Annotated in this window: 15 protein-coding genes; 10 read left to right on the top strand and 5 right to left on the bottom strand. The window is 71.9% G+C overall.

From position 1 onward, the window contains the following. Positions 1-283: 283 nt before the first annotated feature. Positions 284-964 (top strand): transglycosylase family protein, encoded by a 681-nt coding sequence (locus ABCR94_RS21645; protein WP_347121301.1) that lies wholly within the window; start codon positions 284-286, stop codon positions 962-964. Here the strand turns inward: ABCR94_RS21645 and ABCR94_RS21640 are convergent. Genes ABCR94_RS21640 through ABCR94_RS21630 form a run of 3 tightly spaced genes read right to left on the bottom strand, consistent with a single transcriptional unit; the run spans position 957 to position 4,819 of the window. Then, entirely contained in the window at positions 957-1,655 is a 699-nt protein-coding gene (locus tag ABCR94_RS21640) for an ABC transporter ATP-binding protein (RefSeq protein WP_347121299.1), read from the bottom strand. The genes ABCR94_RS21645 and ABCR94_RS21640 overlap by 8 nt on opposite strands. Further along, positions 1,652-4,345, bottom strand: coding sequence for an ABC transporter permease subunit (locus ABCR94_RS21635; RefSeq protein ID WP_347121297.1), 2,694 nt, complete (start codon positions 4,343-4,345; stop codon positions 1,652-1,654). The genes ABCR94_RS21640 and ABCR94_RS21635 overlap by 4 nt, the downstream gene beginning before the upstream one ends. 3 nt (positions 4,346-4,348) lie before the next feature. Further along, positions 4,349-4,819 carry a hypothetical protein gene (locus tag ABCR94_RS21630; protein ID WP_347121295.1) on the bottom strand — a complete coding sequence of 157 codons (471 nt, stop codon included), beginning with the start codon at positions 4,817-4,819 and terminating at the stop codon, positions 4,349-4,351. Between the two features lie 123 nt (positions 4,820-4,942). Here ABCR94_RS21630 and ABCR94_RS21625 point away from each other — a divergent pair, with 123 nt between their 5' ends. From ABCR94_RS21625 to ABCR94_RS21600, 6 genes are all read left to right on the top strand, one after another. Further along, positions 4,943-5,479, top strand: coding sequence for an MTB12 C-terminal domain-containing protein (locus tag ABCR94_RS21625; protein WP_521977469.1), 537 nt, complete (start codon positions 4,943-4,945; stop codon positions 5,477-5,479). Next, the gene (locus tag ABCR94_RS21620; protein WP_347121294.1) at positions 5,457-6,743 is read left to right on the top strand and encodes an ABC transporter substrate-binding protein; all 1,287 of its coding nucleotides are present in this window, start codon (positions 5,457-5,459) and stop codon (positions 6,741-6,743) included. Before ABCR94_RS21625 ends, ABCR94_RS21620 begins: the two co-directional genes overlap by 23 nt. Before the next feature lie 180 nt (positions 6,744-6,923). Then, positions 6,924-8,207, top strand: a complete 1,284-nt coding sequence (locus tag ABCR94_RS21615; RefSeq protein WP_347121293.1) for a glycosyltransferase family 4 protein — start codon at positions 6,924-6,926, stop codon at positions 8,205-8,207. After that, positions 8,204-9,055 carry a transferase gene (locus tag ABCR94_RS21610; RefSeq protein ID WP_347121291.1) on the top strand — a complete coding sequence of 284 codons (852 nt, stop codon included), beginning with the start codon at positions 8,204-8,206 and terminating at the stop codon, positions 9,053-9,055. Before ABCR94_RS21615 ends, ABCR94_RS21610 begins: the two co-directional genes overlap by 4 nt. 78 nt (positions 9,056-9,133) lie before the next feature. After that, positions 9,134-10,108 carry a helix-turn-helix transcriptional regulator gene (locus tag ABCR94_RS21605; RefSeq protein WP_347121289.1) on the top strand — a complete coding sequence of 325 codons (975 nt, stop codon included), beginning with the start codon at positions 9,134-9,136 and terminating at the stop codon, positions 10,106-10,108. Between the two features lie 492 nt (positions 10,109-10,600). Further along, a complete protein-coding gene (locus ABCR94_RS21600) occupies positions 10,601-10,816 on the top strand; it encodes an I78 family peptidase inhibitor (protein ID WP_347121288.1) in 216 nt (71 codons plus the stop codon). Positions 10,817-10,844: 28 nt separating this feature from the next. Here the strand turns inward: ABCR94_RS21600 and ABCR94_RS21595 are convergent, their stop codons facing one another. After that, on the bottom strand, positions 10,845-11,861 hold the full coding sequence (locus tag ABCR94_RS21595) for a phosphatase PAP2 family protein (protein WP_347121287.1): 1,017 nt from the start codon (positions 11,859-11,861) through the stop codon (positions 10,845-10,847). 434 nt (positions 11,862-12,295) lie between these two features. Between ABCR94_RS21595 and ABCR94_RS21590 the strand changes: the two genes are divergently transcribed. Further along, positions 12,296-13,963 carry an MFS transporter gene (locus ABCR94_RS21590; RefSeq protein ID WP_347121286.1) on the top strand — a complete coding sequence of 556 codons (1,668 nt, stop codon included), beginning with the start codon at positions 12,296-12,298 and terminating at the stop codon, positions 13,961-13,963. A 74-nt stretch (positions 13,964-14,037) separates the two neighbouring features. Then, positions 14,038-15,264 carry an acyl-CoA dehydrogenase family protein gene (locus tag ABCR94_RS21585; protein ID WP_347121285.1) on the top strand — a complete coding sequence of 409 codons (1,227 nt, stop codon included), beginning with the start codon at positions 14,038-14,040 and terminating at the stop codon, positions 15,262-15,264. A gap of 58 nt (positions 15,265-15,322) precedes the next feature. On the opposite strand, the gene ABCR94_RS21580 is transcribed toward ABCR94_RS21585, so the two are convergent. Then, on the bottom strand, positions 15,323-15,760 hold the full coding sequence (locus tag ABCR94_RS21580; RefSeq protein ID WP_347121283.1) for a cell division protein SepF: 438 nt from the start codon (positions 15,758-15,760) through the stop codon (positions 15,323-15,325). Positions 15,761-16,039: 279 nt separating this feature from the next. On the opposite strand from ABCR94_RS21580, the gene ABCR94_RS21575 reads away from it, so the two are divergent. Beyond that, a complete protein-coding gene (locus ABCR94_RS21575) occupies positions 16,040-17,314 on the top strand; it encodes a DUF5685 family protein (RefSeq protein WP_347121281.1) in 1,275 nt (424 codons plus the stop codon). The last annotated feature ends 243 nt before the right edge of the window (positions 17,315-17,557 follow it).

Raw genomic sequence — 17,557 nt, 5'->3', positions numbered from 1 at the left:
AAATCAGGCAATCAAGTGGGTGGCGCGAACTCGCCGTTACCCGAGGTAGACGGCAACTGGCCTGGACCGACACCGACGTGGTTGTTATGGGTCGGCGGGCTCCATAGATTCCTCGACCGTGTGCATCGAGCACCGCCCGGGAATGCCCGCCGGCCGCACAGCCAGCACGGCACGAGTATCGAGAGCACCGACTCCGGCGGGCGGGGTGGCACGGACCGGAGGCGCCGAACGCGCCGAGGGCCGCGCCGCCCAGGGGGACCCCGGGTGCTTCGAGAGGGAATCCATGACCGCACGTTCCAGTTCCATACGCAGCAGTCGACGTCGTGAGACAGCAGCGCTCGTAGGTGCCGCCGTGGTGGCGCCGCTGGCTCTGCTCGCCGCAACCGGCCCGCCGGCCGCGGCGGACAGCGGAGTGTGGGACCGCATCGCCCGGTGCGAGAGCGGTGGCAACTGGCACATCAACACCGGTAACGGCTACTCCGGCGGGCTGCAGTTCTCCGGCAGCACCTGGCGCGCGTACGGCGGAGGCGCCTACGCGGCCACCGCCGACCGGGCGAGCAGGAGCCAGCAGATCGCAGTCGCCACCAAGGTCCAGCGCGCGCAGGGCTGGGGTGCCTGGCCCAGCTGCTCGGCGAGGGCCGGGGCGAACGGCAGCGCGCCGGCCGCGGCGGGCGCACCGGGTACGGCGAACACGGCGCCCAAGGCGGTGAAGCCCCAGCGGGACCGGACACCGCAGAAGGCCCGAACGCCGCAGCAGGCCCAGCAGGCACCTGCGCAGGTCCGGACGCCGGAGCGTGCCACGCGCTCCGGTGAGCGTGGCGACTACACGGTGCGGAGCGGTGACACCCTGGGCACCGTCGCGGCCGCGCACGGAACCAGCTGGCAGCGGCTGTACGCCACCAACAGGGCCGTCATCGGCGGCGATCCGGACCTCATCCTGCCGGGTCAGCGGCTCGTCACCTGAGTCCACTTGGTCCGCTGGGTCCACCGCGCAGTTCGGACGCCTCTCCGCCGAATACGACGGAACCGCGTCGCAGTTCATGCACGATCACCGGGGATGCCGTCCGGCCGAGCAGGCCGGGCGGCATCCTCTGTTCGGCGACCACGACGGCCACGCCGAGGCCGCCGAGCGCCGCGAGCAGTTCGTACGTACGGGCGGCGACGGGCGGCGACATGCCCTGGGTCGGCTCGTCCACGAGGACCACGCGCGCGTGCGTGAGCAGGGCGCGCGAGACGGCGAGCATCCGCTGCTCGCCGCCGGAGAGGGTGCCCGCGAGACGGGGCAACAGGGCGCGCAGCGCCGGGTAGCCGGTCAGCGCCGGGGCGAAGTCCCGGTCCGGTGAAGCGAGTTCCAGGTTTTCGGCGACGGTGAGGGTGGCGTACACGGCGTGCCTGTCCGGTACGAAGCACAGGCCGCGGCGGGCGCGGTCGTGGGCGTGCATGCGGGTGACGTCCGTGCCGCGCCACACCACCCGGCCCGCGGTGAGCGGCACGGTCCCGGCCAGTGCGCGCAGCGCGGTCGTACGGCCGGCGCCGTTGCGTCCGAGGAGTACGGTCAGCGCGCCGCCCGCCGGTACGGGCAGGTCCACTCCGTGCAGGGCCTCCAGGGGCCCGTAGCGCACGCGCGCGTGGCGCAGCTCGATCTCGACACTCATGGCCGGATGCTCCCCGCCGTCATGGTGTGCACGGTGTGGGCGATGCCCGCGAGCAGGTCGAGGTCGTGCTCGACGACGAGGACGGCCATGCCGTCCGCGGCCAGGGCGCCCATCACGCGGGCCAGTTGCTCGGTCTCCGCCGTGTCCAGGCCGGCGGCGGGCTCGTCGAGGAGCAGGGTGTGCGGCTGGCCCGCGAGCGCCCTTCCCAGCTCGACCCGCCGCAGTGTGCCGGTGGGCAGACCGGCGGCGGGGAGCCTGCGCACGGGCCCGGCGAGGTCCAGGAGCCGCAGTACGGGCTCGACGGCGCCCGGGTCGCGGGCGTGGCCCTGCTCGGCGCCGAGCCTGACGTTCTCCTCGACGCTGAGGGAGGGGAACACGGCGAGCTGCTGGAAGGTCCTGGCGATGCCGAGGCGCGTGCGGGCGTGCGCGGGTCTGCGAGTGATGTCCACGCCGTCCAGCTCGACCCGCCCCGCGTCCGGGCGGAGCGTGCCGCACAAGCAGTGGAAGAGGGTGCTCTTGCCAGCCCCGTTGGCCCCGATGAGGCCGGTGACGTGCCCCGGCGTGACGGTGAGGTCCACCCCGTCGAGCGCGGTGAAGGCGCCGTAGGCGACCCGGATGCCCCAGGCACGCAGGGGCGGCCGGGGGCCCGATCCGCCGGCCCGGCCGATGCGGGCCGGGAGGCGCCGCCCACCGCCCCTGGGGCGGGCCGCGGGCGGGAACCGGGATGCCGGGCGGGGCGGGCTTCCCGCGCCGAGGGCCGCCCCCGCCCCCGCCCCCGGCGGGTGGCGCTCGGCCCGGGGCGGCCCGGGCATCGGGCCGGCCCGGTGCTGCGGAGCCGGAGCCGGGGGCGCGGCGCGGGCCGGCCGCACTCGGCGCACCAGCCCCGCACGCGGCTCCGGTGCGGCCGGGCGCAGCCACCGCAGGGCCCGGTGCGGGGCGTCGGGCCATCGGCCGGCGAGGACCGCCAGGACGCCGATTACCGCGGCGGCCGCTCCGCCCCGCGCCCCCGCGTCCAGGCCCACCAGCAGAGCCGCGCCCGCGCAGGCGCCGAGGAGGTTGCCGGCGCCCAGGACGACCACCGCCGCGAACCACAGCAGGGCGCGCACCGGGTCGAACGCCGCCGGGTCGAACGCGCGCAGCCCCATGCCGAGCATGCCGCCGCCCAGGGCGGCCAGGGCCGCACCCATGACGAACGCCAGGAGTTTCAGGGCGGGGACGGGGACACCCGCAGCCGCCGCGGCCGTCTCGTGGTCCCGCATCGCCGCCAGCGCCCTGCCCGTACGGCCGCGGCGCAGCGTGGCCACGGAGAGCAGGGCGCAGGCCAGCAGGGCCAGTTCCAGGAGGTAGTACGCGCGGTCACCCGCGAAGCCCGCAGGGCGGCCCAGGACGAGCCCGGACGTCGCGTACGGCTGCGCGAAGACGAACCGGCTCACCGCGACACCGAACGCCAGGGTGGTCAGGGCCAGGGCCAGTCCACGGCGGCCGATCGCGGGCCACCCGGTGAGGACGCCGAGCGGAGCCACAAGGGCCACCGCGACGAGGAGGGAGGGCAGTTCGGGCAGTTCGGGCAGGCCGGGGAAGCGGCCGGCCGACAGGAGCGCGGTGAACAGGGCGCCAAGACCCGCGTACGCGGCCTGGCCCAGTGAGATCTGGCCACCGCGCCCCGTCACCACGACCAGGGAGAGCAGGACGACCGCCAGGGCGGGGACCTGGACGGACGTCTGGAGGTCGGAGCCCGCGAAGCCGAGGGGGAGCAGGAAGAGCACCCCGGCCACCAGCCACGCGGCCGGCGGCGCCGGGGGGAGTGCGGGTGCGGACGTACGCGGGAGGGAGCCGCGGGTGTCCGCGCCGGGCAGTACCAGGGCCGCGACCAGCAGGGCCACCACGAAGAGGTTCGCGCCGACGGCCTGGAGCAGGGGCTCGGACCAGCCCGACGGGTGCACCCGCGTCAACTGGGCCTGGGCGACGCCGACGGCGAGCGCGCAGGCTACGGCCACCGGCAGGCTGCGCATCCTGGCGACCACCGCCACCGCGATCACCTCGACGACCAGCAGCGGCAGCCCGTAGGGATCGAGGCGTACGACCGGCGCGAGCAGCACGCCCGTCAGCCCCGCCGTGAACGAGCCGAACGCCCAGCCGGCCGCCGCCACCCGGTCCGCGTCGATCCCGCCCAGCACCGCCAGCGGACGGTTGTCGACAACGGCCCGCAGCTCGCGGCCGAACCGGGTCCACCGGGTCACCGCTCCCACCAGCACCACCAGCACCACGGCGGTCGCCAACTGCCCCCAGGGGGCGTCCCCGAGCAGTACCGGCGCGTCCGGGCGGGCCCCCGCTCCCCATACCAGCGCCGCGCCCCCGACGAGGAGCACGAAGACGCCGATCGACGCGACCAGGGTCTGCGCGGGGTCGCTGCCGATGACCGCCAGGGGCCGGAACACCCCACGGTCGAGCAGCAGCCCGATGCCCGGCGCGACCAGCAGCAGGGTGACTGCGGCGGCGAGCGGCAGCGGCCAGCCCCACTCCACGACCAGCTGACGCAGCAGATAGGCGCACACCATGGCGATCGCGCCGTGCGCGAGGTTCAGCACGCCCGTGGCCCGGTATGTGACGATCAGTCCGACGCCGGTGAGGGCGGCGGCGCTGCCGACGGCGAGCCCCGCCAGGGTGAGTTCGTACGTCAGCGACGCCACCGGTCAGGCCTCGACCGCAGGGGCGGAGGGGGTCGCGCCGGGGGGTTCGCAGACGGGGCAGGGGAGTAGACCGGAGGCGTCGCCCGCCGGTCTCGCGCCCGGTTTGCCGGTCACGAGTGGGCAGTCGGGCCGGTGCAGCAGTGTCCCGCCGGGCACCCGGAGCGGCGGCCCCTCGGCGGACGGCGGCGCGGGAAGGTCCGCCGGGTCCTCGTCGCCCGCCGGGTCGTAGGGCTCTTCCGCGCGCGGCGGCCACGTACGCGCGTCGCCACGGGCGACGAGCACGGCGCCGGCGATGATCAGCGCCGCCCCGGGCACCGTGCAGGAGGCGAGGTACGGGAGCTGCCGCTCGGCGAAGCGCTCGCCCGAGATCCCGTACCAGCCGATCACGCAGAGCACCGCGCCGCAGGTCAGGGCCGTCAGACCGGCCCAGAAGACGGGGCGCGGCGCCCTGTCGTGCGGTCGCGTCCGCTGCATCGTGACCCTCCTGGGTACTTAATGGAACTGCACAGGTCTGTCCATGACGGACGATTCCTTGCACTATGCCCTGAAGCGTCAGACCCTGGAAGCATCGGACCGAACGGTCCGATCGGACACTCGGTGGTGAGCCAGATGGTCCTCGGCAGACACCCTCGTACTGCGGCGTGGGCGGCCGCCGCAGTGCTGATTCTCCTACCGGCCGCCGCAGGATGCTCGGACGACGTCAGCCCCTCCGGGACGCCGCCGCCCGCCCCGGCCCCGAGCAGCACCCCCGCGGCGCCCCCGGAGAAGGATGCGCCGGCCGACCCCGCGGCGGCCGAGGCGGAGATCGGGAAGAACTGGGCGACGTTCTTCGACCCGAAGGCGTCGACGGACGACAAGGTGAAGGTGCTGCAGAACGGCGATTCGATGCGGATGCTGATCTCCGCCTTCGGCAACGACCCGAACGCCGCGAAGTCCTCGGCGAAGGTAACCGACGTGAAGTTCACCTCGGCCACCGAGGCGGATGTGACGTACGACCTGCTCGTCGGCGGGAAGCCTGCACTGCCCGACAGCAAGGGCACATCGGTCCACCAGGACGAGGTGTGGAAGGTCTCCGTCAAGACTCTGTGCGCGCTGGTCCAGCTCAGCGGCAATGCGTCCGCGCCGGGCTGCTGAACGGTCGCTGCTCGCGGCGCTGCTCCTGCTGAGCGCCGCCTGCGGCAGCCGCCTGCCCGAGAGCGACTTCGAGCAGCGCGGCAGCGCGCCGCCGCCCGCCCGTACCGCCGATGCGATACGGATCGGCATCATCACCAGCGCCACCAGTCCCGTCGGCGGCGCGGCCTTCACCGGCCCCAGGGACGGCGCGAAGGCCTACTTCGAGACGCTCAACGCCCGGGGAGGGGTCGGCGGGCGCAAGGTCGAGGTGTTCACCTGTGACGACGGCGGCAGCGGTTTCGGCAACAACGACTGCGTGCACAAGCTGATCGACGAGCGGAAGGTCTTCGCGCTGGTCGCGACGACCGCGCTGCAGTACGCGGGCGCACCCCGGGTGGCCAGGGCGGGCGTCCCCGACATCGGCGGCCAGCCGATCGGTTCCGCGTACGACACCTATCCCCACCTGTACGGGATCTACGGCAGCCTCGCCCCGCGCACCGGCTCCGAGCCCGGCTGGAACGGCACCCTCTACGGCGGCACCGAGGTCTACCGCTACTTCAAGCGGGAGCATGGCGCGCGCACGGCCGCCGTGGTCGCGTACAACCAGGCGGCCTCGGCGGCGTACGCCCGGCTGGTCACCCAGGGGCTGAAGGCCGAGGGCTACCGGGTCGTCACCGAACAGGTGGATTTCGCGCTGCCCAACTTCCGTGCGGTGGCGGCGGATCTGAAGGACCGCGGGGTCGACCTGGTCTTCGACGCGATGGACACGCACGGCAACGCCCAGTTGTGCGAGGCGATGGACGCGGTGGGCGCGAAGGTCACCGCGAAGGTCACCAACGTGCAGAACTGGTCGGCCACGGTCCCGCAGGACTTCAAGGACGCACCCCGCTGCCGCAACGCCCTGTGGGCGACCGGAGCCAGTCGCAACGCCGAGGACAAGAGCCATCCGGCCGTCCGGGAGTTTCGCGGGGCGATGAAGGGCCGGTCGCTCTCCCAGTGGCAGCTGGAGGGCTGGGCCGCCGCGATGTGGTTCACGGACGCGGCGAAGTCGTGCGGCGCGCGGCTCACGCGCGCGTGCGTCGAGGCGTATCTGAACCGGGCCGAGCCGTACACCGCGCGCGGTCTGCTGCTCCCGGTCGGTTACGAGCACCGGGCGGAGCCGCCGGCTTCGAGGCGTACCTGTCTCTCGGTCGCCCGCTGGAAGGACGGGGAGGGCTGGATCACCCAGGGCGGCGACATGAACAAGAACTGCTTCACCGTTCCGCAGCTGCCGTATCGGCCCTGATGCGTAAAGCAGCTAAAAGGTTGCTCGCGCGGGTTATCAATGCGACAACCGTTCAGGAACGATTCGGAGAGCATCCAAAACAACCCGAAAACAACCCGAAAGTGCCAAGTACAGTCCAATCCTGAAAGCAAGTGGACCCCTGGCCAAGGTCTGCGGACGATCAGGGGGACTCGTCAGCGTATGCACATCTCTTTTCTGCTCCACAACGCGTACGGCGTAGGCGGCACGATCCGCGCCACCTTCAACCTTGCCCAGGTGCTGGCCGAGCGGCACGACGTCGAGATCGTCTCGGTCTTCCGGCACCGCGACGAACCGGCGCTGGGCGCCCCCGTCGGCGTACGTCTCGGCCACCTCGTGGACCTGCGGAAGAAGAGCCCCGGCTTCGACGGCGACGACCCGCGGTTCGCCATCCCCGCCAAGGTCTTCGCGCACGGCGACGGCCGGCACAAGCAGTACAGCCGCCTCACCGACACCCGGATCGCCGCGCACCTGAAGTCCATGCAGGCGGATGTCGTCGTCGGCACCCGCCCCGGGCTCAATGTGCACATCGCCCGCCAGACCAGGCGCGGTCCGGTGCGCGTCGGCCAGGAGCACCTCACCCTCGACGGACACGGCTACCGCCTGCGCCGCGAACTGAGCCACCGCTACGCCCTCCTCGACGCCGTCACCACCGTCACGGAGGCCGACGCCCGCGCCTACCGCACCCGCCTCAAGCTGCCCGGCGTCCGCATCGAGGCCGTGCCCAACAGTGTGCCCGCGGCTGCCGTCGCCCCGGCCGACGGCAGCGGCAATTGGATCGTCGCGGCCGGCCGCCTCACCAAGGTCAAGCGCTACGACCTGCTGATCGAGGCCTTCATGAAGGTGGTCTCCGCCCGCCCCGACTGGCACCTGCGCATCTACGGCAGTGGCGACGCGGGCGGCAACGAGAAGAGCGCGCTGCACGCCCTCATCAATGAGCTCGGTCTCTACAACCACGTCTTCCTGATGGGGTCCGCCAACCCCATAGAGCCCGAATGGGTCAAGGGGTCGATCGCCGCGGTCACATCGAGCACGGAGTCCTTCGGCATGACCATCGTCGAGGCGATGCGCTGCGGCGTACCTGTCGTGTCCACCGACTGCCCGCACGGACCCGGCGAGATCATCACCGATGGCGTGGACGGCCGGCTGGTGCCCACCGGCGACTCCGGCGCGATGGCCGATGCGCTCATCGGCCTGATCAACGACGATGAGCTGCGGCGCACCATGGGCGCCGCGGCGCTGGCGAGCTCGGCCCGCTTCGACCCGGCCCTCATCGCCGAACGCTACGAGGCGCTGTTCACCGAGCTGGTCACCCAGGGCGCGAACGGCCGCTCACGCAGCCGGACGCACGATGCGCTGCACCTTGCCCGGGGAGCGGTGCTCGACGCTGCGTACTCCCTCCGCCACAAGGCCGCCTCCGTGCTCCGGAAAGGGCAGACCGCATGACCAGCACCTCGACCCGCACCTGGCCGCCGCGCGCCGACTGCATCGCGGACTCCGCGGGCGGCCTCACCTTCGACATGGCGGGTGAACCCTCGCTCGGCGCGGCCCTGGTGCTGCGCCGCCGCGGCGGCAAGGGCGCGGCGGCCGAGATGCGGCTGCCGCTCACCCCGTCGGGGGAGGAGGGCCGGCTGCGGGCCGTGCTGCCCAGCACCGTCGAGCTGGCCGAGGGCCGCTGGGACGCCTTCACCACGCTGGGGGACGGCGCGGCCGAGCAGCGTGTCGAGCCCGGCCTCAGGGACCTGCGCTCGCTCGTGGACCGCGCCCCCGAGACCGATCGCACCCAGGTCGTCGTGCGCATCCCGTACCCGACCGCCGACGGCAGCCTCGCGGTGCGCTGCTGGCTGCGCGCACCGCACGCGGAGTCGGGCGCGCTCACCGTCGGGCAGAGCGGGCAGAGCGGGATGACGGCGGAGGGCAGGCTGTACGGGATCGGGCTCGCCACGGGCGCGGTCGTCGAGGCCAGGCTGCGCGGCAACAAGGACCTCGTGCACCGGGTACCGGTGGCGGGCACCGGCGACGGCGCGTTCACCTTCACCCTGCCGTACGGGCCACTGGCCGAGGGGCGCGGGGACGAGCAGCGGCTGTGGGACCTGTGGCTGTGCCCGACGGGCCCCCACGGCGCCGCCGGGGTGCGGATCGGCCGGATCCTGGACGACATCTGGGAGAAGAAGGGCATCTTCCGCTACCCGGTGCTGCCCGTCGAGGGCGCCGGCGTTTCCCGGCCCACCACGGCCTACCCGTACTTCACCGTCGACAACGACCTCAGCATCCGTCTCGACAACGCCAAGTAGCCGACAACGTAGTCATAGGGGCACTCGCCTCCCGCTTGCGGACCGTACCTGTCCGCAAGCGCTGGCAGACTCGGCCGCATGTTGGAGACTTCGGCACGTCTGCTGCGCCTGCTCTCGTTGCTCCAGGCCCACCGCGAATGGTCGGGACCGGCCCTGGCCGACCGCCTCGGCGTCACCCCGCGCACCGTGCGGCGCGACGTGGACCGGTTGCGCGAACTCGGCTACCCGGTCAACGCCAGCCCCGGCACGGGCGGCGGCTACCAGCTCGGAGCAGGGGCCGAGCTGCCGCCGCTGCTGCTCGACGACGAGGAGGCAGTGGCCGTCGCCGTCGGCCTGCGCACCGCGGCAGGCAACGGCATCGAGGGCATCGGCGAGACCTCCGTACGCGCCCTGGCCAAGCTCGAACAGGTCCTGCCGCACCGGCTGAGACGGCGGGTCGGCGCGCTCAACGCCTTCACCGTCCCCATGCTGCGCGGCCCGCAGGCCTCGACCGTCGACGCCTCGGTGCTCACCGAGCTCGCCAACGCCTGCCGCGACAGCGAGCGGCTGCGCTTCGACTACCGCGACCACACGGGCGCCGCCAGCCGCCGCACCGTCGAGCCGCACCGCCTGGTGTGCACCGAACGCCGCTGGTACCTGGTCGGCTGGGACCTGGACCGGTCCGACTGGCGTACGTTCCGGGCGGACCGGATCACTCCGACACCCCCGCACGGCCCGCGCTTCGTGCCCCGCGATCCCCCGGCCGAAGACCTCGCGGCGTACGTCTCCGAGGGGGTGTCCAACGGGGCGTACGCGGTGACGGCCGTGGTCCGGCTGCGGGTACCCCTGGAGAAGGCCGCACAGGTCGTCTCGCCCAGTGCAGGGGTACTGGAAGCGGTTGACGAGCACAGCTGTCTGCTGCGCACCGGGGCGGCCGGCCTCGATGTGCTGATCATTCACATCATGCTGATGGGCTTCGACTTCGACGTGGTCTCGCCGCCGGAGCTCACGGAACGGATCCGGTCGGCCCGTGATCTCCTCACGCGCTCTCTGGATCGAGGCGCGCCAAAGTGACCTGGGTGGCCGCTGGAAGGCCGCGTACTCGGGGCAGCGACGTGATCAGGTAGAGATGCCCGATCTTCTTGTGGTCGGTACCAGGCAGGACACACATGATGCTCGTGTCCGCCCCGGATCCAACAGGGTGCGTACTCGGCCGGATACGCGTGCGAAGGTGTCACGACTCACTCGGGCCGGTGCGGATTCTGTGCGGAAACCGTGAATTGGCTACGGCCCGTCAGATTTCGTCGTGGCACCCGTGGCCGGAAAGTCAACGACCGCGCGCCGGGGGGCCGGGGTGAATTGCGGTCGGGCATTTCCGTGATCGTTCAAGGGGCACGCAATTCACCTTCCGCGACTAAGGAACTGCCCTTTCGGGTGAAGGCGTTCATGCCAAACGCTTGTCGTCATCCTGTGACATAAGCGTGACCGTCGAGGTACCTGAGGGGTGGTGGGCACGGATCGGCCCCGGACTTCCGTCGCCGTCCGAGGCCGCCTACGGTGAGCCACATGGCACCTATACCGACTCCAGCAGCGCAGCCCGACGACGCTCCCGAGGCGTACGTCGGCCTCGACGCCACCCGTGCGGAACGACTGGCCCGCGAGCGGGGCTGGAGCAGTATCAGGGCGCTGCCGCCGGGCACGATCATCACGATGGAGTACCTGACGGGCCGGCTCAACTTCGAGGTCGACGGGGAGACCGTCACCCGCTGCTGGCAGGGCTGAGCGGCTCCCCGGACAAGGCGTCCCGGGGTCAGCCGCCGGTCACGGGGCGTGCGGCTGTGCCGCCCCGCGCCGTGGTGCCCGTACGGTCCGCGTGCGGCGGCCGGCGGCTGCCCGCCGGTGTGACGGAGGGACGCTCGGAGCGGACCGTGTACGCCCGCTGGCTGAGGTGTACGGACGCCCTGGCCCCCGGGGACCTGCCTGCGCCCACCGGTTCACGGTGGGGCGGCTCGGCGCCCGACGGGAGTCGCTGCGGGAAGAGCGAGGGCACCGCGGGGCCGCCCGCAGGTGCGGGCAGCACGGCGGTGAGCCTGCGGCGGGCCCGCCAGACCTCGCGCACCCGGAAGATCCACGCCTCGGTGCGGCCGATCATCGGCTCGAACCAGGGCAGGGCCAGCAGGATCAGCAGCCCCGCGGCCCAGCCGAGCAGTACATCGCTCAGCCAGTGGGTGCCCAGATAGACCGTGGTCGCGCCGACTCCGAGGGCCACCACGGCGGACAGCACGGACAGCCAGCGCCTGGCCCGCGGAGTGGTGGCCAGGTAGGCCAGGATGCCCCAGGTCACCACCGCGTTGGCGGTGTGTCCTGAGGGAAATATATCGCCGCCGGCGAACATCTCGGCGGAGCCGATCTCGGTCGCGTAGTGCGGCCCGAGGCGGCCGAGGCCGAGCTTGACCGCGCCGACCGTCACATTCAGCAGCAGGATGGACGCGCCCAGAGTCAGCAGCGGCCGCAGCGTGTGCTGGCGCCAGGAGCGCCAGCCGAGCCAGGCCGCGACCATCACGGCCGTGGGGCCGCGCTGCCCGAGGACCACGAAGTAGTCCAGGAAGGCGTGCAGCTCCGGCCACTGCTCGTACGGTCGGAACAGCATGACCTTCCAGTCGAGGGTCACCAGCCAGGACACGATCAGCACAGCCCAGACGATGGCGATGTAGAACGCCAACGTCGAACCGAAGAGGACCGTTCGGGTAACGCTCATCCCGGGGATCTCTGTCTTCGGCGGCTCCGGCTCCCGGTCCAGCCGGGCAAAGATTCGGTCGGTACGCACTCAATCGACGTTACAGCGAGTGAGTGGCAAGCCCGGCCCACCCGGCTGTTTTGTGATGACGATGTGATGTGGGGTGTGTCTCATCGGCAGGGTTATTCCCGGCCAATCCCGAATACCGGATGACCTTGCGGCCTATTCATTCGGAGGTTCGTACGCAAGGCTGATTGTGTGTCGATGAATTCGGTTCACCGGGAATCGACATGGAATTTCCCGCCCCCACATGTGGCCGACATCGGCGCTGCAAGATCATCTGGCCGCCCGGGAGCGTGGCGTACGCCACACCGGGCCGTTCGCAGAGGTGAGAGCTGGGACACGCGGCACGGGCGTGATCTCGCGTACTCTGACGGCTCACTCGCCCGTCGATGCCGGGCCCCCGCGGGACACCGTTCCCGCCGGTCCGCCGAGCGCGAGGGATTCCACTGGGAGGTACGTACATGTCAGGGACGACCACGGCCGGAACTCAACGGTCTGCGGGCGCCACCCGACGTGCTCCGGGCCTGCCCGCCGCCGGCAACCGCTGGGTCGTCCTCGGCGTCCTGTGCGTCAGCCTGCTGCTCGTCGCCCTCGACGCCACCATCCTGCACATCGCGGTACCCGCCGTCACCGAGGACCTGCGCCCCGGCGGCATGGAGCTGCTCTGGATCGTCGATGCCTATCCGCTGGTCTGCGCCTCCCTCCTGATCCTCTTCGGCACTCTCGGCGACCGCGTCGGAAGACGCCGCATCCTGCTGATCGGTTACGGCCTCTTCGGCGTGGCCTCCGCCCTCGCCGCCTTCGCCGACACCCCGCACGTCCTGATCGCGGCCCGCGCCCTGCTCGGCGTCGGCGGCGCGATGATCATGCCCGCGACGCTGTCGATCCTCCGCCAGGTCTTCCCCGACCGGCGCGAGCGCGCCGTCGCCATCGGCCTGTGGACGGCGGTCGCGGCCGTCGGCGCCGCCACCGGGCCCGTGCTCGGCGGCTTCCTCGTCCAGCACTTCTGGTGGGGCTCGGTCTTCCTGATCAACATCCCGCTGATGGCTCTGATCCTGCCGGTCGGCCGCTGGCTGCTGCCCGAGTCCCGAGGCGGCGACCAGGGCCCCTGGGACGTGCTCGGCGCGCTGATGGCGGCGGCCGGTGTGCTCGGTGTGGTGCTCGGCGTGAAGCGGGCGGGCGGCGGCGCGGACATCATCGACGGCCGGACGCTGCTGCCGCTGCTCATAGGCTCCGCGCTGCTGATCCTGTTCGTACGGCGGCAGAAGCGCAGGAAGCACCCGCTGATCGATGTGCGGATGTTCGCCAGGCCCGCCTTTTCCACCGCCGTGGGCTGCATCGTCCTCGCGATGCTGGCGCTGGTCGGCCTGGAGCTGGTCGCCGTCCAGTACATCCAGTTGGTGCTCGGCCTGAGTCCCGTGGAGACCGGGTTGCGACTGCTGCCCCTCACCTTCGCCGCGATGGCGGCGGGCGCCACCGGCTCGTACACCCTGCAGCGCATCGGCCCGCGCGCGATGGTCTCGCTCGGATTCACGCTCACCGCCGCCGCCGTTCTTGTCCTGACCCTGATGGGACAGCACGACCGGCCCTGGCTGCTGGCCATGGGGTTCATACTGCTCGGCTTCGGGCTCCAGACCACGTTGTTCGGCTCGTACGAGTCGATGCTCAGCGAGGCCCCGGCCGAGCGCGCGGGCGGCGCGGCCGCCATCGGCGAGACCTCCTACCAGCTCGGCGCGGGCATCGGCATCGCCCTGCTCGGCAGCGTCATGAACGCCGCCTACGCGCCGGGCCTCGCCGCGGTCCCCGGAGTCCCACGGGCGGACAGCTCCGCCGCGGCCCACTCGCTCGGCGAGGCGTACCAGGTGGCGTCCCGGCTCGGCGGCCCCGCCGGTGACGCGCTGCGCTCCGCCGCGCGCCATTCCTTTGTGCACGGCCTGCATGTGACGCTTTTCGTGAGCGCGGGTCTGCTGCTGCTCGGCGCGCTGGCCGCGCTCAGGCTGCCGCGTCTGATGGAGTGCAGTGCGCGGGAGCCGGAAACGGCCGATGCCGTGGACCGGGCTCCCCTGGCGCAAGTCCCGGCGTGCCGGGAGCCTGCGGAGCGGGCCGGGTCTGGACGGGCCGTGGTGTGACCCGTAACGTCGGCGGAAAGCCGTAACTAACACTGCTAGTTTTACGCAGTCCGTGAGCCGCCGGAGGGCCAGTCATGTCCGCAACTCCCCCCGCTTCCCCTGCGAAGGTCCCGCCGTTCGACCCGGGCGACCCGCTCGGCATCGACGATCTGCTCGCCCCCGAAGACCTCGCGATCCGCGGAGTCGTACGCGCCTGGGCCGCCGACCGCGTCCTGCCGCACATCGCCGACTGGTACGAGCGCGGCGAGCTCCCCGGCATCCGTGACCTCGCCCGTGAACTCGGCTCGATCGGCGCGCTCGGCATGTCCCTCCAGGGTTACGGCTGCGCGGGCGCCAGCAACGTCCAGTACGGCCTGGCCTGTCTGGAGCTGGAGGCCGCCGACTCCGGCATCCGCTCGCTGGTGTCCGTACAGGGATCGCTCGCCATGTACGCGATCCACCGCTTCGGTTCCGAGGAGCAGAAGCAGCGCTGGCTGCCCGGCATGGCGGCGGGCGAGATCATCGGCTGCTTCGGCCTGACCGAGCCCGATCACGGCTCCGACCCGGCGGGCCTGCGTACGTACGCGAAGAAGGACGGCGCCGACTGGGTGCTGACCGGCCGCAAGATGTGGATCACCAACGGCTCGGTGGCGGGCGTCGCCGTCGTCTGGGCGCAGACCGACGAGGGCGGCGCAGGCGCGGGCAGCGGCATCCGGGGCTTCCTCGTCCCGACCGACACCCCCGGCTTCGCCGCCCCCGAGATCAAGCACAAGTGGTCGCTGCGCGCCTCGGTCACCAGCGAGCTGGTCCTCGACGAGGTACGGCTGCCCGCCGACGCCGTGCTTCCCGAGGTCACCGGGCTCAAGGGTCCGCTCAGCTGTCTGAGCCACGCGCGGTACGGAATCGTGTGGGGCGCCATGGGCGCGGCCCGTGCCAGCTTCGAATCGGCGCTCGACTACTCGAAGACCCGCGAGCAGTTCGGCAAGCCGATCGGCGGCTTCCAGCTCACCCAGGCCAAGCTCGCCGACATGGCGGTCGAGCTGCACAAGGGCATCCTGCTCGCCCACCACCTGGGGCAGCGGATGGACGCGGGGAGGCTCCGGCCCGAGCAGGTCAGCTTCGGCAAGCTCAACAATGTGCGAGAGGCGATCGAGATCTGCCGTACGAGCAGGACGATCCTGGGCGCCAACGGCATCTCTCTGGAGTACCCGGTGATGCGGCACGCGACGAACCTCGAATCGGTACTCACCTATGAGGGCACCGTCGAGATGCATCAGCTGGTGCTGGGCAAGGCGCTCACCGGCCTGGACGCCTTCCGGTAGGACATGACCACGGAGATGCGTGGACACCCGGTCGGATTGCGCTCGGCGAGCGCCCTGCTCAGCTCTGGTTGAAGAAGCCGTCGGTGGAACGGCTCGCGGCCTCGCCGCTGACGACCATCGTGTTGGCGGGGCTCAGGAGGAAGACCCGGGTGGCCACGCGCTCGATCGAGCCGCGCAGGCCGAAGGTCAGTCCGGCGGCGAAGTCCACAACGCGCTTGGCGTCGCCGGGCTCCATGGACGTGAGGTTCACGATGACGGGGACGCCGTCCCGGAAGAGCTCACCGATGCCGCGCGCGTCCCGGAAGCTGTCCGGGGTGACCGTGGCGATCCTGCGGCCGTGGTCCTCGGCCTTCTCGGAGGCCACCTGGACCCGCGGGTCCGTGACCCAGGGGTTGGCTGTCTCGCTCTTCTCGGCGTACTCGTCGTCGTAGTAGCGGTCGTCGTCGTTGTCCTCGACGAGTCCGAGCCAGGCACTGGCCTTGCGAACCGATCCCATGGGACGCCTCCTTTCACCGCGGTCAGTCTGTGTTCCGCTTTCCCTATGGTCGTCCATCATGCGGATTACGCGCCAAGTGAATAGTCGGCGCGCAGGGGATTCGTGACGGTACTGGTGCAGAACTTGTGTTGATTCGTCAAGGTTGTTGCCGTGTAAGGCTGCTGACAGAGTGATAAATACGATGGTCGGGCCACATGGGTGACGAACGGGTCGTACGGGTGAACGGATCGCCTCGGTACGATGCGGGCCGCACTGTCGAAAGACTCCCGGGGGAGCGCCTTGTTCGGAATCGTCAGGCCCTGCAGCCATCGGCTCTCCGAGGGACTCAAAACCGAGTGGATGGCCCATCTGTGCGGCCTCTGCCTGTCACTTCGCAATGACCACGGCCAGCTCGCCAGGGTCGTCACCAACTACGACGGCCTGATCGTCTCGGTTCTGACGGAGGCTCAGTCCGAGCGCAGCACGGGATGGCGGCGCACCGCGGGCCCCTGTCCAATGCGCGCCATGCGCACCGCGCCCGTCGCCCAGGGGGAGGGGGCCAGACTCGCGGCCGCCGTCTCCCTGGTGCTCGCCTCCGCGAAGGTCCGGGACCACGTCGCCGACCGGGACGGAGTGTTGGCCCGCAGGCCGGTGGCCGCGGCGGCGCGCCGGGTCGCCGCGGGATGGGACAGGGCGGGGGCGCGTACCGGCGCCTCGCTGGGCTTCGACACGGCTGTGCTGGTCGACGCGGTCGACCGGCAGGGCGCGATCGAGGCGCTGGCGGGCCCAGGTACCTCGCTGTTGACCGTCACCGAGCCGACCGAGACCGCGACCGCGGCGGCGTTCGCGCACACCGCGGTACTGGCGGGCAGGCCGCAGAACGCGGCGCCGCTGGCCGAGGCCGGTCGGCTCTTCGGCCGGCTCGCGCATCTGCTGGATGCCGTGGAGGACCAGGAAACTGACGCCGCGTCGGGTGCCTGGAATCCGCTGACCGCGACCGGCGCCGACCGCACCGAGGCGCGGCGGCTGTGCGAGGACGCGCTGCGCGGCGTACGGCTGGCACTGCGCGACGCGCACTTCGTGGACGACAAGCTGGCGCATGTGCTGCTGGCCCACGAGTTGCGGCAGTCGGTGGACCGGGCGTTCGGAACGACGAGCTGCGGACACCAGGGCCAGGTCCAGGTCCAGGGCCAGGCGTACGGGACGCCGCCGGCCGGGTCCGGGAACGGCGTGGGCCCGTACGGCACGAGCAATCCCCACGGGGGCAACCCCTACGGCGGGGATCCCCAAGGCGGGAATCCCTACGGCGGGAGTCCCTACGGCGGTGGCGATCCCGGCGTGCCCGGTGGCCCCGGCGGGCCGCCGCCCGGCTTCCGGCACGAGCCGCCGAAGCCCGGCAAGCGCGGGTTCTGGGCGGGCTGCGCGGTCGCGATCGGGCTGTGCTGCACGTGCCAGATGTGCTGTGCCGGGGAGTACGAAGGCCCCTGGTCGCGCAAGAAGCGCGAGGGCTGCTGCCGCGACTGCGACTGTCCCGGCTGCGGCTGCGACTGCTGCTGCCCCTGCGACGGCTGCTGACGCCTGCTCAGTTCCGGTCCTGCCGTAGAGATCGGCGGCGGGACCGGAGCCACCCGCACCACCCCGTTCCCTGTTCAGGAGGGGCGCCGGCCTGAACTCGGTGAGCGGGGGCGGGGGGCCTCCTCATCGATGTGTCGACCCAGCGGCGGGACACCTGCGGGACACTTGCGGGACGGTGCCGGGATACGCGATACATCGACAGATCGCTTCGTCGGTCACGACAAGCCGGCCCTCGTCGTGGTC

Origin of the sequence: Streptomyces changchenzhani (assembly GCF_039766235.1) — a bacterium.
Lineage (GTDB): Bacteria > Actinomycetota > Actinomycetes > Streptomycetales > Streptomycetaceae > Streptomyces.
Note: the sequence above shows the minus strand (reverse complement) of the source record. Positions and strands in the feature narration are given on the sequence as shown.